This window comes from Microbacterium hominis NBRC 15708 (assembly GCF_001592125.1).
Taxonomy (GTDB): Bacteria; Actinomycetota; Actinomycetes; order Actinomycetales; family Microbacteriaceae; genus Microbacterium; species Microbacterium hominis.
This window is the reverse complement of the sequence record NZ_BCWI01000001.1, coordinates 482,406-499,126: the sequence shown is the minus strand read 5'-3', so window position 1 is coordinate 499,126 and position 16,721 is coordinate 482,406. Positions and strand designations below refer to the sequence as shown.

Genomic DNA, 16,721 nt, shown 5'->3' with positions numbered 1-16,721 from the left:
CCGAGGAGCTGGCACCGGCATCCCGTCCTCGGTTCTCGACATCTCCTCGGGATCGGGCGGCGTCCGGCCGCGCCGCCGGCCCCTCCACAGCCCCGGGGGCCGCACCGATAGTCCACGGAGCCGTCGATGGCGCCACCTGAGGCGCCGCACCGCGGCACGGTGGTCGCATGGGGATCGAAGACGACGTGCGCGGTGCGGGCGGCATCGTGCGCGTGCGGCGGCTGCGCGAACGCGGCTGGAGCGAACGGCAGCTGCGCGCGGCCGTCGAGACCCGACGACTGTCGCGTCCGCGCAAGGGCTGGGTCGCGCTCCCCGACGCGGACCCACATCTCACGGCGGCGGCCCGCGCCGGGGTGGTGATCTCGTGCGTGACCCAAGCGGAACGACTCGGCCTGTGGCTGCTCGAACGCACCGCCCAGCCGCACGTGGCGGCGTCGCCGCGATCGGGCGCGGTACGCGCGCCCCGCGCACACGTGCACTGGGCGCAGCCGATCGTGCCCCGCCATCCCGACGCCCTCGTCGACGAGATCGAGAACGTCCTGGCTCTCGTCGCGCAGTGCCTCCCGTTCGAGGAGGCGCTGATCGTGTGGGAATCGGCACTCGACCACAAGCTCGTGACGCTCGACGAGCTCCGCCGCCTGCCCTTTCGCGGCGCCGCCCGGGAACTGCTCGATCGGGCGAGCCCGTACTCGGGATCGGGACTCGAGACCCTCTTCATCGCTCGCCTGAGCTGGCTGGGCGTGCCGATCGTTCCGCAGGTGTGGATCGCCGGCCACCGCGTGGATTTCCTCATCGGCGCACGGCTGGTGTTCCAGATCGACGGCGGGACGCACGTCGGCGCGCAGCGCACGAGCGACATCGCCCACGACGCCGAGCTCATGCTGCTCGGCTATCACGTCATCCGTGTCGGCTACGCCCAGGTCGTCCACCGCTGGCACGAGGTGCAGGCACTGGTCATGCGGGCAGTCGCGCAAGGGCTGCACATCGCCCGCTGAGCGCACCACCCGGACGCCGGTCCCTCGCCGGATGCCGAGGAGCCGCCGGATGCCGAGGAGCCGCCGGATGCCGAGGAGATGGCGGATGCCGAGGAGCACCCACCGGCATCCCGTCCTCAGCTCTCGACATCTCCTCGCGATCGGTCGGCGCGTGACGACGCGACCGCGCCGCGCCTCCAGCTCGCGCGATCGACGGCGAAGGCGAGGTGCGGCATGTCGACGCCGCGGTAGTGCGTCGTGAAGGTGCGCCGGACCGTCATGCCCAGCCGGATCGCGACGTTCATGGAGGCCACGTTCGTCGCCCGCACCTTCGCGTACAGCTCGTCGATCGGCAGGGTGGCGAAGGCCCAGTCGCGGCATGCCGACGCCGCCTCGACGGCATACCCGCGGTGCCAGTGCGCCCGTTCGAAGAGGTAACCGACCTCCACGACCTCGTCCAGGTCGATGCGCTGACGCGTGACGCCGCACTGGCCGATCATCTCGCCGGAATCGCGGTGGACGACGGCCCACAGGCCGTGACCGTCGTCGTGGTAGCGCCGCACCTGGCGATCGAGCCACTGCCTCGTCTCCTCCTCGGAGAACGCGCCCTCATAAGCGCGCATGGCTTGCGGATCCTGGAGAATCCGTCGAAGGGCCGGCAGCTCGTCGTCGGTCATCTCGCGGAGCTCCAGGCGTGGGGTCGCGAGGATCACGTCGCGATCCGGATGCCGAGGGCCTGGGCGAACGTCGCCGCGTGCAGTTCCGCCTGTCGGGGTTCGAGCCAGGCACCCGTCAGGGAGCGCGCATCGGTGAAGGACAACGCCTCGAGGCCGCGCAGGTCGAGATCGGCGGCGCGGAGACCGCGGGTGTCGACCTCGTCGGCCCGGCATCCCTGGAACGCCACGCGCGTCAGCCGGCCCTCGGGGAGGTCGATCGTCCCGAACCGGCAGTCGACGAAGAGCACGTCCGTCACCTCCGCCGAGGGAAGCGACAGGTAATCGACGTGCACACCGCGCAGCACCACGCTGTCCCAGCGCGCACGGAGTCCGTCGAGCGTCGCGATGCGGCCGCCGGAGATCTCGACGTTGCGCCAGGTGCCGTCGCGGGCGATGACTTCGACGGCCCGCAGGTCGTCGACGGCCACATCGACGAGCGTCGTGCCGGTGAGATCGAGATGACCCACCGTCGCCCCGGCCAGACGCGACTCGCCGATGCGGGCGTGCGCGGCATCCACGTCGCCGCCGAGGCCGACCAGCGCGACGCCGAGCAGGTCGTCGCGGGCATGGACGGCGGAGACCTCCTCGAGCACCGCCGGCAGGTCGGGGGCTCCCGTGCGAGGGGCGAGAGGGGTGCGGGAGCGCGCGGCCATGCCTCGAGCCTACGCGGACGGTATGATGGGCTGATCAGCAACGATCCGGCCATCACCGGGGAGCTCGCGGAAGAAAGTCCCTCACGGGGCCGCTAGAACCGCGCGGGGCAGGCCCGTCACAGCCGCAGTACGAGTGGCCGCCGCCTCGCGCGTCGGCAAGCGGGGTGGTACCGCGGTCGCATGATCGTCCTCGCAGGAAGACTGCACGATTCACACGATGCACGAGCCCCTGCTGGAGTGACATGACCTACCCCCGCCCTTCGACGAGCGCCCCCACCGCCGACGGCGCGAGCGCCTTCGGGCCCGCCGCCGAGGTGTCGCCGAGCCCGCGATTCCCCGAGATCGAGCGCGACATCCTCGACTTCTGGTCGCGCGACGACACGTTCCGGGCGTCGATCGCCCGTCGTGAAGGCGCCGAGGAGTGGGTCTTCTACGACGGCCCGCCCTTCGCCAACGGCCTTCCGCACTACGGGCACCTGCTCACCGGGTACGCCAAGGACCTCTTCCCGCGCTTCCAGACGATGCGCGGCAAGAAGGTCGACCGCGTCTTCGGGTGGGACACGCACGGCCTTCCCGCCGAGCTCGAGGCCATGAAGCAGCTCGGCATCACCGAGAAGAGCGAGATCGAGCAGATGGGGATCGCCGCCTTCAACGCGAAGGCGCGCGAGTCGGTGCTCGAGTACACGCAGCAGTGGGAGGACTACGTCACCCGCCAGGCGCGCTGGGTCGACTTCGAGCGCGGCTACAAGACGCTCGACACGGGCTACATGGAGTCGGTGCTGTGGGCCTTCAAGGGTCTGTGGGACAAGGGGCTCGCCTACGAGGGCCACCGCGTGCTGCCCTACTGCTGGCGCGACGAGACGCCGCTGTCCAACCACGAGCTGCGGATGGACGACGACGTCTACAAGATGCGTCAGGACCCGTCGGTCACCGTCACCTTCCCGCTCGTCGGGGTGAAGGCGGAGAGCCTCGGGCTCACCGGCGTCCGCGCCCTCGCGTGGACGACCACCCCCTGGACCCTCCCGACCAACCTCGCTCTGGCCGTCGGGCCCGAGATCGAGTACGTCGTGGTCCCCGGTGGGCCGCAGGGCGCCGCCGACGTCCCGGCATCCGGCGACGACGAAGGCGCCACGGCGCACCGCTACCTGCTCGCCTCCGACCTCCTCGGCGGCTACGCGAAGGACCTCGGCTACGAGAACGCCGCCGATGCGGCCGAAGCGGTGGAGAGGACGATCCGGGGCGCGGAGCTCGCGGACGTGCACTACGACCGCCTGTTCGACTACTACGCGGATGCTGAGGTGTGGGGGACCGGCACGGCCTGGCGCATCCTCGTCGACGACTACGTGAGCACCACCGACGGCACGGGCATCGTGCACCAGGCGCCCGCCTACGGCGAGGACGACCAGCGGATCACCGAGGCCGCCGGCATCCCGCTCATCATGAGCCTGGACGACGGCGGACGCTTCCTGCCCCAGGTCGCGGACGTGGCCGGCGAGCTCTGGATGGACGCGAACCGTCCGCTGATCCGGCTGCTGCGCGCGGAGGGACGACTGCTGCGCGAGGCTTCCTACGAGCACTCCTACCCGCACTGCTGGCGGTGCCGGAACCCTCTGATCTACAAGGCCGTCTCCAGCTGGTTCGTGCGCGTGACCGCGATCAAGGACCGGCTCATCGAGCTCAACGAGCAGATCACCTGGGCACCGGAGAACGTCAAGCACGGCCAGTTCGGCAAGTGGCTCGAGGGGGCGCGCGACTGGTCCATCAGCCGCAACCGCTTCTGGGGCTCGCCGATCCCGGTCTGGCGCAGCGATGACCCGGAGTACCCGCGGGTCGACGTCTACGGATCTCTGGCCGAGCTGGAGCAGGACTTCGGACGCCTTCCGCGCAATGCGCAGGGCGAGGTCGATCTGCACCGTCCGTACATCGACGAGCTGACCCGGCCCAACCCCGACGACCCGACCGGACAGAGCACGATGCGCCGCATCGAGGACGTGTTCGACGTGTGGTTCGACTCGGGCTCGATGCCCTACGCGCAGGTGCACTATCCGTTCGAGAACCGCGAGTGGTTCGACGAGCACGCGCCGGCCGACTTCATCGTGGAGTACATCGGTCAGACGCGTGGCTGGTTCTACGTCATGCACGTGCTCTCCGGCGCGCTGTTCGACCGGCCCGCCTTCACGGGCGTCGCCTGCCACGGCATCGTGCTCGGCAGCGACGGCCAGAAGATGAGCAAGTCGCTGCGCAACTACCCCGACGTCAGCGAGGTGTTCGATCGCGACGGCTCCGACGCGATGCGCTGGTTCCTCATGGCCTCGTCGGTGCTGCGCGGCGGCAACCTGATCGTCACGGAGGAGGGCATCCGCGCGGGCGTCCGCGAGTTCCTGCTGCCGCTGTGGAACACGTGGTACTTCTTCGCGACTTATGCGAACGCCGCGACCGCCGACGGATACGAGGCGCGCTGGCGCACCGACTCGACGAACGTGCTGGACCGCTACATCCTCGCCCTCACCGGCGACCTCGTGCGCGGTGTCGCCGCCGACCTCGAACAGCTCGACTCGACGACGGCCGCGGCGAAGCTCCGCGACTTCGCGGAGGCGCTCACCAACTGGTACGTGCGTCGCTCGCGCGACCGGTTCTGGGTCGGGGTGACCGACGACGAGACGTCGACCGAGGCCTTCGACACTCTGTACACGGTGCTCGAGACGCTCACGCGCGTCGCCGCACCGCTGATCCCGCTCGTCTCCGAGCGCGTCTGGCAGGGGCTCACCGGGGGCCGCAGCGTGCACCTGGAGGACTGGCCCGACGCCGACGCGTTCCCCGCCGCCACCGACATCCGCACGGCGATGGACGCCGTGCGCGAGGTGTCCAGCGTCGCGAACGCGCTCCGCAAGAAGGAGGGCAAGCGGGTGCGCCTGCCGCTTCCGCGTCTCACGGTCGTCGTGCCCGACGCGCGCGCCCTGGCGCAGTTCGAGGACATCGTCCGCGAGGAGCTGAACGTCAAGGCCGTGGAACTGGTGGAGCTGGAGGCCGGCACCGCCGCGGAGTTCGGCATCACGCACCGCCTCTCGGTGAACGCGCGTGCCGCCGGCCCCCGCCTCGGCAAGCAGGTGCAGCAGGTCATCGGCGCCGCGCGCGCCGGCGAGTGGAGCGAGCACGACGGCGTCGTGACGGTCGGCGGCATCGCCCTCGAGCCGGGCGAGTACGACCTGGTGCTCGAGACGGCGGGGCGTCCCGAGGGGGAGGCGCTCGCCGTGCTTCCGGGCGCGGCCGACCGCCAGGGCGGGTTCGTGCTGCTGGATACGACGACCACGCCCGAGCTGGAGGCCGAAGGGCTCGCCCGCGACACGATCCGCGCCGTGCAGGACACCCGCAAGGCGGCCGGGTTCGACGTGAGCGACCGCATCCGCCTGCAGCTGCTGTTCGAGGCGCGCGAGGATGCCGACGCGGTGGCGTCGGCGTTCGGGGCGGCGGATGTCGCGGGGGAGACGCTCGCCCTCGACTACGCCGTGGTCGATCCCGACGGCACGGCGCTGCTCGGCGAGGGGTCGGTGCTCGCCGCGGCCGAAACGATCGACGCCGACCACACCGCGCTGATCGCCGCGGGCACCTATGCCAACACCGGCGCCTTCACGGTGGCCGTCACCCGGATCGGAGCAGACTCGTGAGCGACCGCAACCGCGCCGACGCCGTCTACCGCGCCCTGCTCACCCGACAGGGCGAGCAGTGGGTGCAGCCGCGCGTCGAACGCACGCGTCGGGTCCTCGAGCTGCTCGACGACCCGCAGCGCACCTACCGCGTCGTCCACGTGACGGGCACCAACGGCAAGACCTCCACGAGCCGGATCATCGAGTCCATCGTCCGCGCGCACGGCCTGCGGACCGGCCTGTTCACGAGCCCGCACCTGGAGCGCTTCACGGAGCGCATCATGATCGACGGCGAGCCCATCGACGACGGGCTGATCGCCGACGCGTGGGACGAGATCGCTCCCATCGTCGATCTCGTGGATGCGGAGCTCGCGGCATCCGGCGACGCCGCCCTCACCTTCTTCGAGCTGCTCACGGTGCTGGCCTTCGTCGCGTTCGCCGACGCCCCGGTCGACGTCGCGGTCGTCGAAGTCGGCATGGGCGGCACGTGGGACTCCACCAACACGGCGGACGGCGACGTGGCGGTGATCGCCCCGATCGACCTCGACCACGCCGACAAGCTCGGACACTCCATCGCCGAGATCGCGACGGTCAAGGCGGGCATCATCAAGCCCGGCGCCGCCGTGGTGTCGGCGCAGCAGGAGGCCTCGGCACTGGCGGTCCTCACCGACGCCGCCGCCGCGCGCGACGCCTCGCTCGCGGTGGAGGGCTCGGCGTTCGGGTTGACGAGTCAGCGCCTGGCGGTCGGCGGCCAGCAGCTCGCCGTCCGCGGCCTCGCCGCCGCCTACGACGACCTCTACCTGCCGCTGTACGGCGCCCACCAGGGACACAACGCCGCGCTGGCGATCGCCGCGGTCGAATCGCTCATCGGCGCCGGCGTACAGCCGATCGCCCCCGACGTGCTCACCGACGGACTCGCGCAGGTGACCTCTCCCGGTCGCCTGCAGCTGATCGGGGTCGCTCCCACGGTGCTCGTCGACAGCGCGCACAACCCGCACGGCGCCCGCGCGCTGGTCGCGGCGCTGGGCGACTCGTTCGACTTCGACGAGTGGGGGATCGTGTTCGGCGCGTTCGGCGACAAGGACACGTCCGGAATCGTGTCGACGCTCGCCCCCGCGGCGGCGCACGTCTTCGTCACCGCGCCGGATTCCGAGCGCGCCGCCGACCCGGAGGCGCTGGCCGATCTGGTCGAGGCCCTCGGCATCCCCGTCACGGTCCACCCCGCACTGGCGGACGCGGCCGAGGCGGCACGCGAGTGGGCATCGGGTTCGGAGCGGCGTGCCGTGGTCATCGCCGGCAGCGTCGTGCTCGCCGGTGAGGCCCTGCAGCTCGCTGCGGATGAGGACTGGAAGAGCGGATGGCGCGCGTGAGCGGGCGCGTGCGCCGCGCTCGGGGCGCCGAGGAGTCGCTCGCGCAGGTGGTGCTCGGGTTCGAGTCGATCATCGTCTTCCTCGGCGGCCTCGCCGTTTACGGCTTGAACGCCCTTCCTGCCGGCATCGCCTCGTGGTGGGGGATCGTCGCGGGTTCCGTGCTGGCGGTGCTCATGATCGCGACGACCGGCGTCGTCCGCTTCCGGTGGGGTATCGCGCTCGGCTGGCTCTGGCAGGCGCTCATCGTGCTGGGCGGGTTCATCGTGCCGGCCCTCGTGATTGTCGGCGTCATTTTCGGTGGGATGTACGCGTATGCGACGATCAAGGGCAGAGCGCTCGATCGCCGCAATGCCTCGCGCGCGCACGCTTCCTCCCCGCACGCCCCGAACGGAGAATGACATGCCCACCGAAGAAACGCTCGTCCTCGTCAAGCCGGACGGCGTCGCACGCGGTCTCACCGGCGCGATCCTCGCCCGCATCGAGGCGAAGGGCTACGCCCTCGTCGACATCAAGCTCGTCGAGCCCGACCGCGACGTGCTCGAGCAGCACTACGCGGAGCACGCCGGCAAGCCCTTCTACGAGCCCCTGCTCGAGTTCATGCTGTCCGGGCCGTCGGTCGCCATCCGCCTCGCCGGCAACCGCGTGATCGAGGGCTTCCGTTCGCTGGCGGGCACGACCGATCCCACCACGGCCGCCCCCGGCACCATCCGCGGCGACTTCGGACGCGACTGGGGACTGAAGGTTCAGCAGAACCTCGTGCACGGCAGCGACAGCCCCGAGTCCGCCGCACGCGAGCTCGCGATCTGGTTCTGAGCCGGTGGCCGGCGCTGCCGGCCACCGCTTTCGGCGTCGATCAGAAGATGACGTCGATCAGCTGAGGGATCGCGTCGAGGCGCAGCTGCGCCAACAGCAGCACGACGGCATAGGTGACGAACGCCATCAGCGGCACCCACGCGCTCAGCGCCGTGCCGACGGCGCGGACACGGGCGTTGTCGGAGACCACGCCCGATCGCAGGAGATGGACGGCGACCGCGTAGAACGTCGGGATCGTCACGAGCCATGTGACCATGCACCACGGGCAGAGCGTGCCCAGGATGTAGATGCTCTGGCTGATGAGCCAGATGACGAATCCGAACGCGAAGGTGATTCCCGCGAAGAAGGTCCACCAGAACCATCGGGCGAAGCGGGCGCCCGCGAGGATCGCCATCCCCACGACGATGGGCGCCATCCATCCCGTCAGCCCGATGATCGGGTTCGGGAACCCGAACGCGCTGCCCTGCGGCGAGTTCAGGTTCGCGCTGCACTGCACCACGATGCTGAAGTCGCAGGATGCCGCGACCGTCGAGTCCGCGACCTTGTCGAACTTCTCGAGCGTCAGGGCGAAGGCGGCGATCCATCCGATCGCTCCGGCGATCACCAGCCAGATCGCGAGGATTCTCGGGCGACTGTCGATCGTGCGTGAGGCCATGACGGCGATTATCGCATCCATGTGCATGAGGTTCGCTGGGTCCACTCCGACGGAACGCGCGATGCTCGGCGGCGCCTCTGCTCAATCCTCACGAGAAGATGCGATAATGGGGGCCGATGCATCGCGGCCGCGCCGCAACCGGCATCACCGAAGACTTCGGGCGATGAACGCCCTTGGCAGCACGAGCCCCGCCGACGAGCGGGTGAGGCTGCAGACCGAGTGAGTACGCGGTTCCCCGGCATCCGGGTGAGGCCGCCAGAGTTCACCCGACGGCACGCGGAGCCGGCGGCGAGGAGTAAGCCAGAGATGGCCGATGACAACAACGATCAGTCCACCATCGCCGCGGACGGGGCGCTGAACGCCCCCGAATCCACCGCTGCGACCGCCCACGAGCCGGCCGACGTCGAGGTGGCCCCCGCGGCGACCGAACCGGCCGTCGAGACGTCCGCGGAGCCCGAGACGTCCGCTGCAGACACCGCACCCGAGCCTGCTCCTGCGGACGCGGCTCCCGCAGAGGCTGCTCCTGCGGACGCGGTTCCCGCAGAGGCCGCTCCTGCGGAGGCCGACGCGGCGCCGGCAGAGGCCGCGGCGCCCGAGACCCTCGCGTCCGACACGCCCTCGGCGGAGACCGATGCCGCCGCGGCCGAGGAGCCCGCCAAGGACGAGCCCCTCACCGCGGTCAGCCTGGGGCTGCTGCCCGCCGACTTCGTCTCCGCGGTCTCCACCCAGCTCGTCTTCTACGCGCCCGCCATCGCGCCGCTCCCGCCGCGCCCGGGTGCGCGGCCCGAGAGCCGCGACGAGCGCGAGGAGCAGGGGCCCGACAGCGGCTCCAGCGCACGCCGGCGCAACCGTCGCCGCGGGGGAGGCGGCTCGGCATCCGACGCCGACGACGCGCCCCGCGAGCAGAACCAGCCGCGGCGCCGCGCCGTCGAGCTCATCACCGAGCCCCAGCGCATCAAGGGTTCGACGCGCCTGGAGGCGAAGAAGCAGCGCCGTCGCGACGGCCGCGAGGCCGGCCGCCGTCGCACCGTCGTCACGGAGGCCGAGTTCCTCGCCCGGCGCGAAGCCGTCGACCGCGACATGATCGTCCGCTCCAAGAACGGTCGCATCCAGATCGCCGTCCTGGAGGACAACGTGCTCGTCGAGCACTACGTCGCCCGCAGCCAGGAGTCGTCGCTCATCGGCAACGTCTACCTCGGGCGCGTGCAGAACGTGCTCCCGAGTATGGAGGCGGCCTTCGTCGACATCGGCCGCGGCCGCAACGCGGTGCTGTACTCGGGCGAGGTGGACTGGGACGCCGTCGAGACCGGCAACCAGCCGCGACGCATCGAGCTCGCCCTCAAGAGCGGCGACCGTGTGCTCGTGCAGGTCACGAAGGACCCGGTGGGCCACAAGGGCGCCCGCCTGACGAGCCAGATCTCCCTTCCCGGCCGCTACCTCGTGTACGTCCCGGGCGGCGCGATGAACGGCATCTCCCGCAAGCTCCCCGACACGGAGCGGGCCCGCCTCAAGCGCATCCTGAAGGAGGTCCTTCCGGAGTCGAGCGGCGTCATCGTGCGGACGGCGGCCGAGGGCGCCACCGAGGAGCAGCTGACCCGCGACGTCCAGCGCCTCACCGCGCAGTGGGAGCACATCTCCACGCAGGTCGAGACGATCGGCGCCCCCGCCCTGCTGCACTCCGAGCCGGACCTGCTGGTGAAGATCGTCCGCGACGTCTTCAACGAGGACTTCTCGAAGATGCTCATCCAGGGCGAGGACGCCTACCAGACCATCACGGCCTACCTCGCGGGTGTCGCACCCGACCTGCTGGAGCGCGTCGAGAAGTACGAGGACGACCAGGATCCCTTCGACCGGTTCCGCGTGACCGAGCAGATCGAGAAGGCTCTCGACCGCAAGGTGTGGCTGCCGTCGGGCGGTTCGCTCGTCATCGACCGCACCGAGGCGATGACGGTCGTCGACGTCAACACCGGCAAGTTCGTCGGCTCCGGCGGCAACCTCGAAGAGACCGTCACCAAGAACAACCTCGAAGCGGCCGAGGAGATCGTCCGACAGCTCCGGCTGCGCGACATCGGCGGCATCATCGTCGTGGACTTCATCGACATGGTGCTCGAGTCCAACCGCGATCTCGTGCTCCGCCGCCTCGTGGAGTGCCTCAGCCGCGACCGGACCAAGCACCAGGTCGCCGAGGTCACCTCCCTCGGCCTCGTGCAGATGACCCGCAAGAAGCTGGGGCTGGGTCTGCTCGAGACCTTCAGCGAGCCCTGCGAGGTCTGCGCCGGCCGTGGCGTGATCGTGCACCACGACCCGGTGGTCAAGCACCGCGGCTCGCAGGCTCCGTCCTCCAACGGCGGTCGCCGCTCGCGTCAGAGCGCGCCCGCCGGCGGCAACGGCGCCAGCGCCAACGGAGGCACGCACGTGATCACGGAGAGCGCGAAGTCCGCGCTCGCGCAGATCGCCGCCTCCACGATCCACACGACGGCCGAGGATGCCGCGGCGCAGGCCGACGCGACGCCCGTGATCACGCTGCCCGACCCGGAGAACGACGCCGCCGCCGAGCGCCCCAAGCGCCCGCGCAAGAAGCGCGAGCCCTCCACGCGCGCGACGGCCGAGAAGAAGACCGAGAAGGACATCCTCCTCGACTCGGTCCTCAGCGCCCTTCCCGAGCCGAAGGCGCCGGGACAGGGACGCGGCCGACGCCGCGTGACCACGGCTGCACTCACCGGCACGCCGGTGGCGGCGACGCCCGCGGGGGAGTCCACGGAGGCCGCGTCGGGCGAGTGAGCCTCAGCTCTCGCGGCGCTCGCGGGCGGTGATCCGCAAGCCCGACGCGATGAGGCGCTTGACCAGCTCGTGGCCGCTGACGTGCTCCGCACCGGCGGCCACGAGACGGTCGAGCGCGTCCTCCGGGACGTCATAGTGATCGCGGTCGAATCCGCGACGGGGGATGCCGTTGGCCGCGGCGAAGGCGTGGAGCTCCTCCAGGTCGCTGTCGCTGACCAGATGCGCCCAGAGCCGCCCATGGGCCGGCCAGCGGGGGTCATCGATGAGGATCGCCATGCCCGCAGTCTAGGTCGACGCGCGACACGCCTCACTCTGCTTTTGCCGATGTCCCCGGCATCCGGTAAAGTAGACCCTTGGTGCGTCGAGTTCCGCCTCCGCACTGGATGTTTGGGCACGACCTTCCCGGGACGTGCTCGTCCCATGAAGACAGCCGGAGCCGCAGGTTCCGCAGAAGAAAAACAGGTGTGAAGTGGTTTACGCAGTTGTGCGCGCCGGTGGCCGTCAGGAGAAGGTCGAGGTCGGCACGATCGTCGTCCTCGATCGTCAGCAGGCCAAGGTCGGCGAGAAGCTCGAGCTGCCCGCGGTGCTGCTCGTCGATGGCGACGCCGTGACGACCGACGCCGACAAGCTCGCGAAGGTGACCGTCACCGCCGAAGTCCTCGGCGAGGAGCGCGGTCCGAAGATCGTCATCCAGAAGTTCAAGAACAAGACCGGCTACAAGAAGCGCCAGGGCCACCGTCAGGACCTCACGCGCGTCAAGATCACCGGCATCAAGTAAGCGGAAGAGGCAGACGAGATGGCACACAAGAAGGGCGCAAGCTCTACCCGTAACGGTCGTGACTCCAACGCCCAGCGACTGGGCGTGAAGCGCTTCGGCGGCCAGCAGGTCCTCGCCGGCGAGATCCTCGTCCGCCAGCGCGGCACGCACTTCCACCCGGGCGCCAACGTCGGCCGCGGTGGAGACGACACGCTGTTCGCCCTCGCCGCGGGTGCGGTCGAGTTCGGCAGCAAGGGCGGCCGCAAGGTCGTCAACATCGTCGCCGCAGCGGAGTGACCGCGCGGTCGACCACAGACATGAGGTGAGGGGCGGGCTTCGGCTCGCCCCTCCTTCTTTACCACCGAGATCCACCCCCACCTCGACCCATCCCGTCAGGAGACCGACATGGTGACCTTCGTCGATCGAGTGACGCTTCATCTGCGAGCCGGCAAGGGCGGCAACGGCTGCGTGTCCGTCCGCCGCGAGAAGTTCAAGCCGCTCGCCGGTCCCGACGGCGGCAACGGCGGCCACGGCGGCGACATCGTGCTCGTCGCCGATCCGCAGGTGACCACGCTGCTCTCGTACCACCACTCGCCGCACCGCTCCGCGGGCAACGGCGGCTTCGGCATGGGCGACAACCGCTCCGGCGCCGCGGGGGAGAGCCTCGAGCTCGCCGTCCCCGTCGGCACCGTGGTGAAGGATGCCGACGGCGAGACCCTGACGGATCTCATCGTCCCCGGCACCCGCTTCGTCGTCGCCCCGGGCGGCCAGGGCGGTCTCGGCAACGCCGCCCTCGCCAACCCCAAGCGCAAGGCGCCGGGGTTCGCGCTGCTCGGAACACCGGGCTGGGAGGGCGACGTCCTCCTCGAACTGAAGACGGTGGCCGACGTGGCCCTGGTCGGCTTCCCGTCTGCGGGAAAGTCGAGCCTCATCGCCGCGGTGTCCGCGGCGCGGCCGAAGATCGCGGACTACCCGTTCACGACCCTGCATCCGAACCTCGGCGTCGTCCAGGCGGGGGAGACCCGCTACACCGTCGCCGACGTGCCCGGCCTCATCGAAGGGGCCAGCGAAGGCAAGGGGCTCGGACTGGAGTTCCTGCGCCACGTGGAGCGCTGCACCGCCCTGGTGCACGTGCTCGACTGCGCTACCCTCGAGCCGGGTCGCGACCCGCTGAGCGACCTTGACGTCATCCTCGAGGAGCTCGGCAACTATCCGGTGCCCGAGGGGCAGACGCCCCTGCTCGAGCGCCCGCAGCTCATCGCGCTGAACAAGGTCGACGTGCCCGAGGCGAAGGATCTCGCCGACCTCGTCCGCCCCGAGCTCGAGGAGCGTGGCTACCGCGTCTTCGAGATCTCGACCGTGAGCCACGAGGGCCTGCGTCAGCTCACCTTCGCCCTCGGCGACATCGTCGCCGCGCACCGCGCGCACCTGGCCGAGACCCCGGTCGCGGAGCGGATCGTCATCCGACCGAAGGGCGCCGACAGGGACTTCGAGATCCGGGTCGAAGGCGGCACCTACGGCAACGTCTACCGCATCCTCGGCGACAAGCCGCTGCGCTGGGTGCAGCAGACGGACTTCCAGAACGAGGAGGCCGTCGGCTTCCTCGCGGACCGCCTCGAGAAGCTCGGTGTCGAGGACGAGCTCTACCGCGTCGGCGCGGTGGCCGGCTCGACCGTCGTCATCGGCCCCGGCGACGGGATCGTGTTCGACTGGCATCCGTCGCTCTCGTCGGCGGCCGAGCTCATGACGGCGCCCCGCGGCACCGACCCGCGTCTGGACCTGAACCCGCGACGCACCACGTCGCAGCGACGCGAGCGGTATCACGAGCGCATGGACGCCAAGGCGGAAGCGCGCGCCGACCTCGAGGCCGAGCGCCTCGGCGGCGCGGCGGACGCGTACCAGTGGGAGGACGACGAGGAAGCGTGAGCGTGCAGGACCGGTCACAGATCGCAGGAGCGCAGCGGGTCGTCGTGAAGGTCGGCTCGTCGTCGATCAGCGGCGAGAACCACTACCGCATCGAGTCCATCGTCGACGCCCTCGCCGCGGCGCGCGCGCGGGGCACGCAAGTCGTGCTGGTCTCCTCCGGCGCGATCGCGACCGCGCTGCCCTTCCTGCACCTCGAAGGGCGGCCGTCCGACCTCGCGACCCAGCAGGCCGCCGCGGCGGTCGGCCAGAACGTGCTGATGTGGCGTTATCAGACCTCGCTCGACCGGCACGGGATGCTGGCGGGGCAGGTGCTGCTGACCGCCGGCGACCTGGAGAACCCGGCGCACCGCGCCAACGCGCGCCGTGCCGTCGACCGGCTCCTCGGGCTGGGCGTGCTCCCGATCGTCAACGAGAACGACACGGTCGCCACCCACGAGATCCGCTTCGGCGACAACGACCGGCTCGCTGCGCTCGTCGCCGAGCTGATCGGCGCCGACGCGCTGGTGCTGCTCAGCGACATCGAATCGCTGTACACGCGACCGCCGTCCGAGCCCGGGGCCGAGGCCATCTCCACCGTCGACTTCGGCGACGATCTCAGCCGGTACGAGTTCGGCTCGGTGGTCGTCAACAGCGTCGGCACCGGCGGTGCGGCGACGAAGGTCTCGGCCGCGCGTCTGGCCGCCGCTGCCGGAGTGGGCGTGCTCGTCACGAGCGCCGACCTCGTCTCGTCCGCGCTGTCGGGCGCCGACGTCGGCACCTGGTTCGCCCCCAATCCGGTCGCCCCGGTACGCAGCGGCACGACGCCGATGCCGACCGTCCCCTCGGCGTGACCCGGCATCCGCGCGACGCCGGACGACCGAGACGGCTGGTCGGCCTCGATACACTGAGCGGATGACCACTCCCACCGTCTCTGTCGCCGCCGGTGCCCGCGAGCGCATCGAGCGCGCGCACGACGCCGCGCGGAGGATCGGACTGCTGACCGACGTCGAGAAGGCCGATGCTCTCCGGGCCATCGCCGCGGCGATCGAGGCCGCCTCGGCGGACATCGTCGCCGCAAACGCCGACGACCTCGAACGGGGCATCCGCGACGGTCTGACGGACGGCCTGCGCGACCGCCTCCGGCTCGACGCCTCGCGTGTGCAGGCCCTGGCCGACGCGGTGCGCGACGTCGCCGACCTGCCCGATCCCGTCGGACGCGTGCTCGACGAGCGCACGCTGCCGAACGGGGTGCACCTGCAGAAGGTCTCCGTCCCCTTCGGCGTGGTGGGATCCATCTATGAGGCGCGTCCCAACGTCACCGTCGACATCGCGGCGCTCGCGCTCAGGTCGGGCAACGCCGTCGTCCTGCGCGGCGGCACGGCGGCGCTGGCCACCAACGCCGCCCTCGTCGCAGCCATGAGATCGGCCCTCGCCGACCGAGGCATCGATCCCGAGGCCATCCAGACGGTCGACGAGTTCGGCCGCGACGGCGCCCACGCCCTCATGCAGGCCCGCGGACTCGTGGACGTGCTGGTTCCTCGGGGGAGCGCCCAGCTCATCGAGACCGTCGTCACGCAGTCGGCGGTGCCCGTCATCGAGACGGGAGCGGGCGTCGTCCACATCGTGCTCGACTCGTCCGCGCCGCTGGAGTGGGCCCAGCAGATCGTCGTCAACGCGAAGGCGCAGCGGCCCAGCGTGTGCAACGCCGTCGAGACGGTCCTCGTCGTCCGCGACGCCGCCGACCGGCTCGTACCGCCGGTCGCCGCCGCACTGCAGGATGCCGGTGTCACCATCCACGGCGACGACGCGGTCCGCGCCCTCGTCGCGGATGCCGTGGCGGCCACCGACGCGGATTGGTCGACGGAGCACATGAGCCTCGACCTGTCGATGCGCGTCGTCGACGACCTCGACGAGGCCCTGGAGCACATCCGCCGCTACTCGACGCACCACACCGAGTCGATCGTGACGGCGGACGACGCGCACGCCGAGCGCTTCCTGGCCGAGGTCGACTCCGCGGTCGTCATGGCCAACGCCTCGACCCGGTTCACCGACGGCGGCGAGTTCGGCTTCGGAGCGGAAGTCGGCATCTCCACGCAGAAGCTCCACGCGCGGGGACCCATGGGCCTTCCCGAGCTCACCAGCACCAAGTGGCTGGCGCGTGGGTCCGGGCAGATCCGCGCCTGACCGCCTAAACTGGGAAGACCCGACTTTCGAAGGAGTCCGAATGACCCTCGCCACGATCCTCGCCCTCGCCTCGGCGGAGGCGGAGCACCACGGCAACGTCCAGGCCGAGACGTTCATCTTCGGCCTGATCGCGTTCATCGTGTTCTTGGCGCTCGGACTGGTGACGCTGTCGTACCGCAACGTCGCCAACCGTCACTCGCACAAGGCCGAGGCCTACGCCAAGGCGCACCCCGTCGACCAGGCGCAGGTGGGACACGGCCACCACTAGG

At 70.7% G+C, this 16,721-nt stretch carries 16 protein-coding genes; 12 read left to right on the top strand and 4 right to left on the bottom strand.

The window, feature by feature from the left end:
• Positions 1 to 167: 167 nt before the first annotated feature.
• Positions 168 to 995 carry an endonuclease domain-containing protein gene (locus tag MHO01S_RS16605; RefSeq protein WP_060958547.1) on the top strand — a complete coding sequence of 276 codons (828 nt, stop codon included), beginning with the start codon at positions 168 to 170 and terminating at the stop codon, positions 993 to 995.
• Between the two features lie 116 nt (positions 996 to 1,111).
• Here MHO01S_RS16605 and MHO01S_RS02390 read toward each other — a convergent pair whose 3' ends face one another.
• A complete protein-coding gene (locus tag MHO01S_RS02390; RefSeq protein WP_082734059.1) occupies positions 1,112 to 1,687 on the bottom strand; it encodes a GNAT family N-acetyltransferase in 576 nt (191 codons plus the stop codon).
• Complete coding sequence (locus MHO01S_RS16840; protein WP_060958548.1) at positions 1,684 to 2,343, bottom strand: pentapeptide repeat-containing protein; 660 nt, start codon at positions 2,341 to 2,343, stop codon at positions 1,684 to 1,686. Before MHO01S_RS16840 ends, MHO01S_RS02390 begins: the two co-directional genes overlap by 4 nt.
• A gap of 242 nt (positions 2,344 to 2,585) precedes the next feature.
• Between MHO01S_RS16840 and ileS the strand changes: the two genes are divergently transcribed.
• Genes ileS through ndk form a run of 4 tightly spaced genes read left to right on the top strand, consistent with a single transcriptional unit; the run spans position 2,586 to position 8,170 of the window.
• Positions 2,586 to 6,008 (top strand): isoleucine--tRNA ligase, encoded by a 3,423-nt coding sequence (gene ileS / locus MHO01S_RS02380; protein WP_060958549.1) that lies wholly within the window; start codon positions 2,586 to 2,588, stop codon positions 6,006 to 6,008.
• Positions 6,005 to 7,357: a bifunctional folylpolyglutamate synthase/dihydrofolate synthase gene (locus MHO01S_RS02375; RefSeq protein WP_060958550.1), complete on the top strand. Its 1,353-nt coding sequence runs from the start codon at positions 6,005 to 6,007 to the stop codon at positions 7,355 to 7,357. The genes ileS and MHO01S_RS02375 overlap by 4 nt, the downstream gene beginning before the upstream one ends.
• Positions 7,345 to 7,755, top strand: coding sequence for a DUF4233 domain-containing protein (locus MHO01S_RS02370; protein ID WP_060958551.1), 411 nt, complete (start codon positions 7,345 to 7,347; stop codon positions 7,753 to 7,755). Before MHO01S_RS02375 ends, MHO01S_RS02370 begins: the two co-directional genes overlap by 13 nt.
• A 1-nt stretch (position 7,756) precedes the next feature.
• Entirely contained in the window at positions 7,757 to 8,170 is a 414-nt protein-coding gene (gene ndk, locus MHO01S_RS02365) for a nucleoside-diphosphate kinase (RefSeq protein ID WP_005053482.1), read from the top strand.
• Between the two features lie 40 nt (positions 8,171 to 8,210).
• Here the strand turns inward: ndk and MHO01S_RS02360 are convergent, their stop codons facing one another.
• Entirely contained in the window at positions 8,211 to 8,825 is a 615-nt protein-coding gene (locus tag MHO01S_RS02360) for a vitamin K epoxide reductase family protein (RefSeq protein WP_060958552.1), read from the bottom strand.
• Between the two features lie 306 nt (positions 8,826 to 9,131).
• Here MHO01S_RS02360 and MHO01S_RS02355 point away from each other — a divergent pair, with 306 nt between their 5' ends.
• Positions 9,132 to 11,606 carry an Rne/Rng family ribonuclease gene (locus MHO01S_RS02355; RefSeq protein WP_061781785.1) on the top strand — a complete coding sequence of 825 codons (2,475 nt, stop codon included), beginning with the start codon at positions 9,132 to 9,134 and terminating at the stop codon, positions 11,604 to 11,606.
• A 3-nt stretch (positions 11,607 to 11,609) separates the two neighbouring features.
• On the opposite strand, the gene MHO01S_RS02350 is transcribed toward MHO01S_RS02355, so the two are convergent.
• Positions 11,610 to 11,882: a DUF4031 domain-containing protein gene (locus MHO01S_RS02350; protein WP_060958554.1), complete on the bottom strand. Its 273-nt coding sequence runs from the start codon at positions 11,880 to 11,882 to the stop codon at positions 11,610 to 11,612.
• Between the two features lie 193 nt (positions 11,883 to 12,075).
• On the opposite strand from MHO01S_RS02350, the gene rplU reads away from it, so the two are divergent.
• From rplU to MHO01S_RS02320, 6 genes are all read left to right on the top strand, one after another.
• On the top strand, positions 12,076 to 12,384 hold the full coding sequence (gene rplU, locus MHO01S_RS02345; RefSeq protein ID WP_060958555.1) for a 50S ribosomal protein L21: 309 nt from the start codon (positions 12,076 to 12,078) through the stop codon (positions 12,382 to 12,384).
• A gap of 18 nt (positions 12,385 to 12,402) precedes the next feature.
• The gene (rpmA, locus tag MHO01S_RS02340) at positions 12,403 to 12,660 is read left to right on the top strand and encodes a 50S ribosomal protein L27 (RefSeq protein WP_060958556.1); all 258 of its coding nucleotides are present in this window, start codon (positions 12,403 to 12,405) and stop codon (positions 12,658 to 12,660) included.
• A gap of 108 nt (positions 12,661 to 12,768) precedes the next feature.
• Complete coding sequence (gene obgE, locus MHO01S_RS02335; RefSeq protein WP_060958557.1) at positions 12,769 to 14,289, top strand: GTPase ObgE; 1,521 nt, start codon at positions 12,769 to 12,771, stop codon at positions 14,287 to 14,289.
• Positions 14,286 to 15,119 (top strand): glutamate 5-kinase, encoded by an 834-nt coding sequence (gene proB / locus MHO01S_RS02330; RefSeq protein ID WP_060958558.1) that lies wholly within the window; start codon positions 14,286 to 14,288, stop codon positions 15,117 to 15,119. Before obgE ends, proB begins: the two co-directional genes overlap by 4 nt.
• 61 nt (positions 15,120 to 15,180) lie before the next feature.
• Positions 15,181 to 16,452 (top strand): glutamate-5-semialdehyde dehydrogenase, encoded by a 1,272-nt coding sequence (locus MHO01S_RS02325; protein WP_061781784.1) that lies wholly within the window; start codon positions 15,181 to 15,183, stop codon positions 16,450 to 16,452.
• A gap of 40 nt (positions 16,453 to 16,492) precedes the next feature.
• Complete coding sequence (locus MHO01S_RS02320) at positions 16,493 to 16,720, top strand: hypothetical protein (protein ID WP_060958560.1); 228 nt, start codon at positions 16,493 to 16,495, stop codon at positions 16,718 to 16,720.
• Position 16,721: the final 1 nt, after the last annotated feature.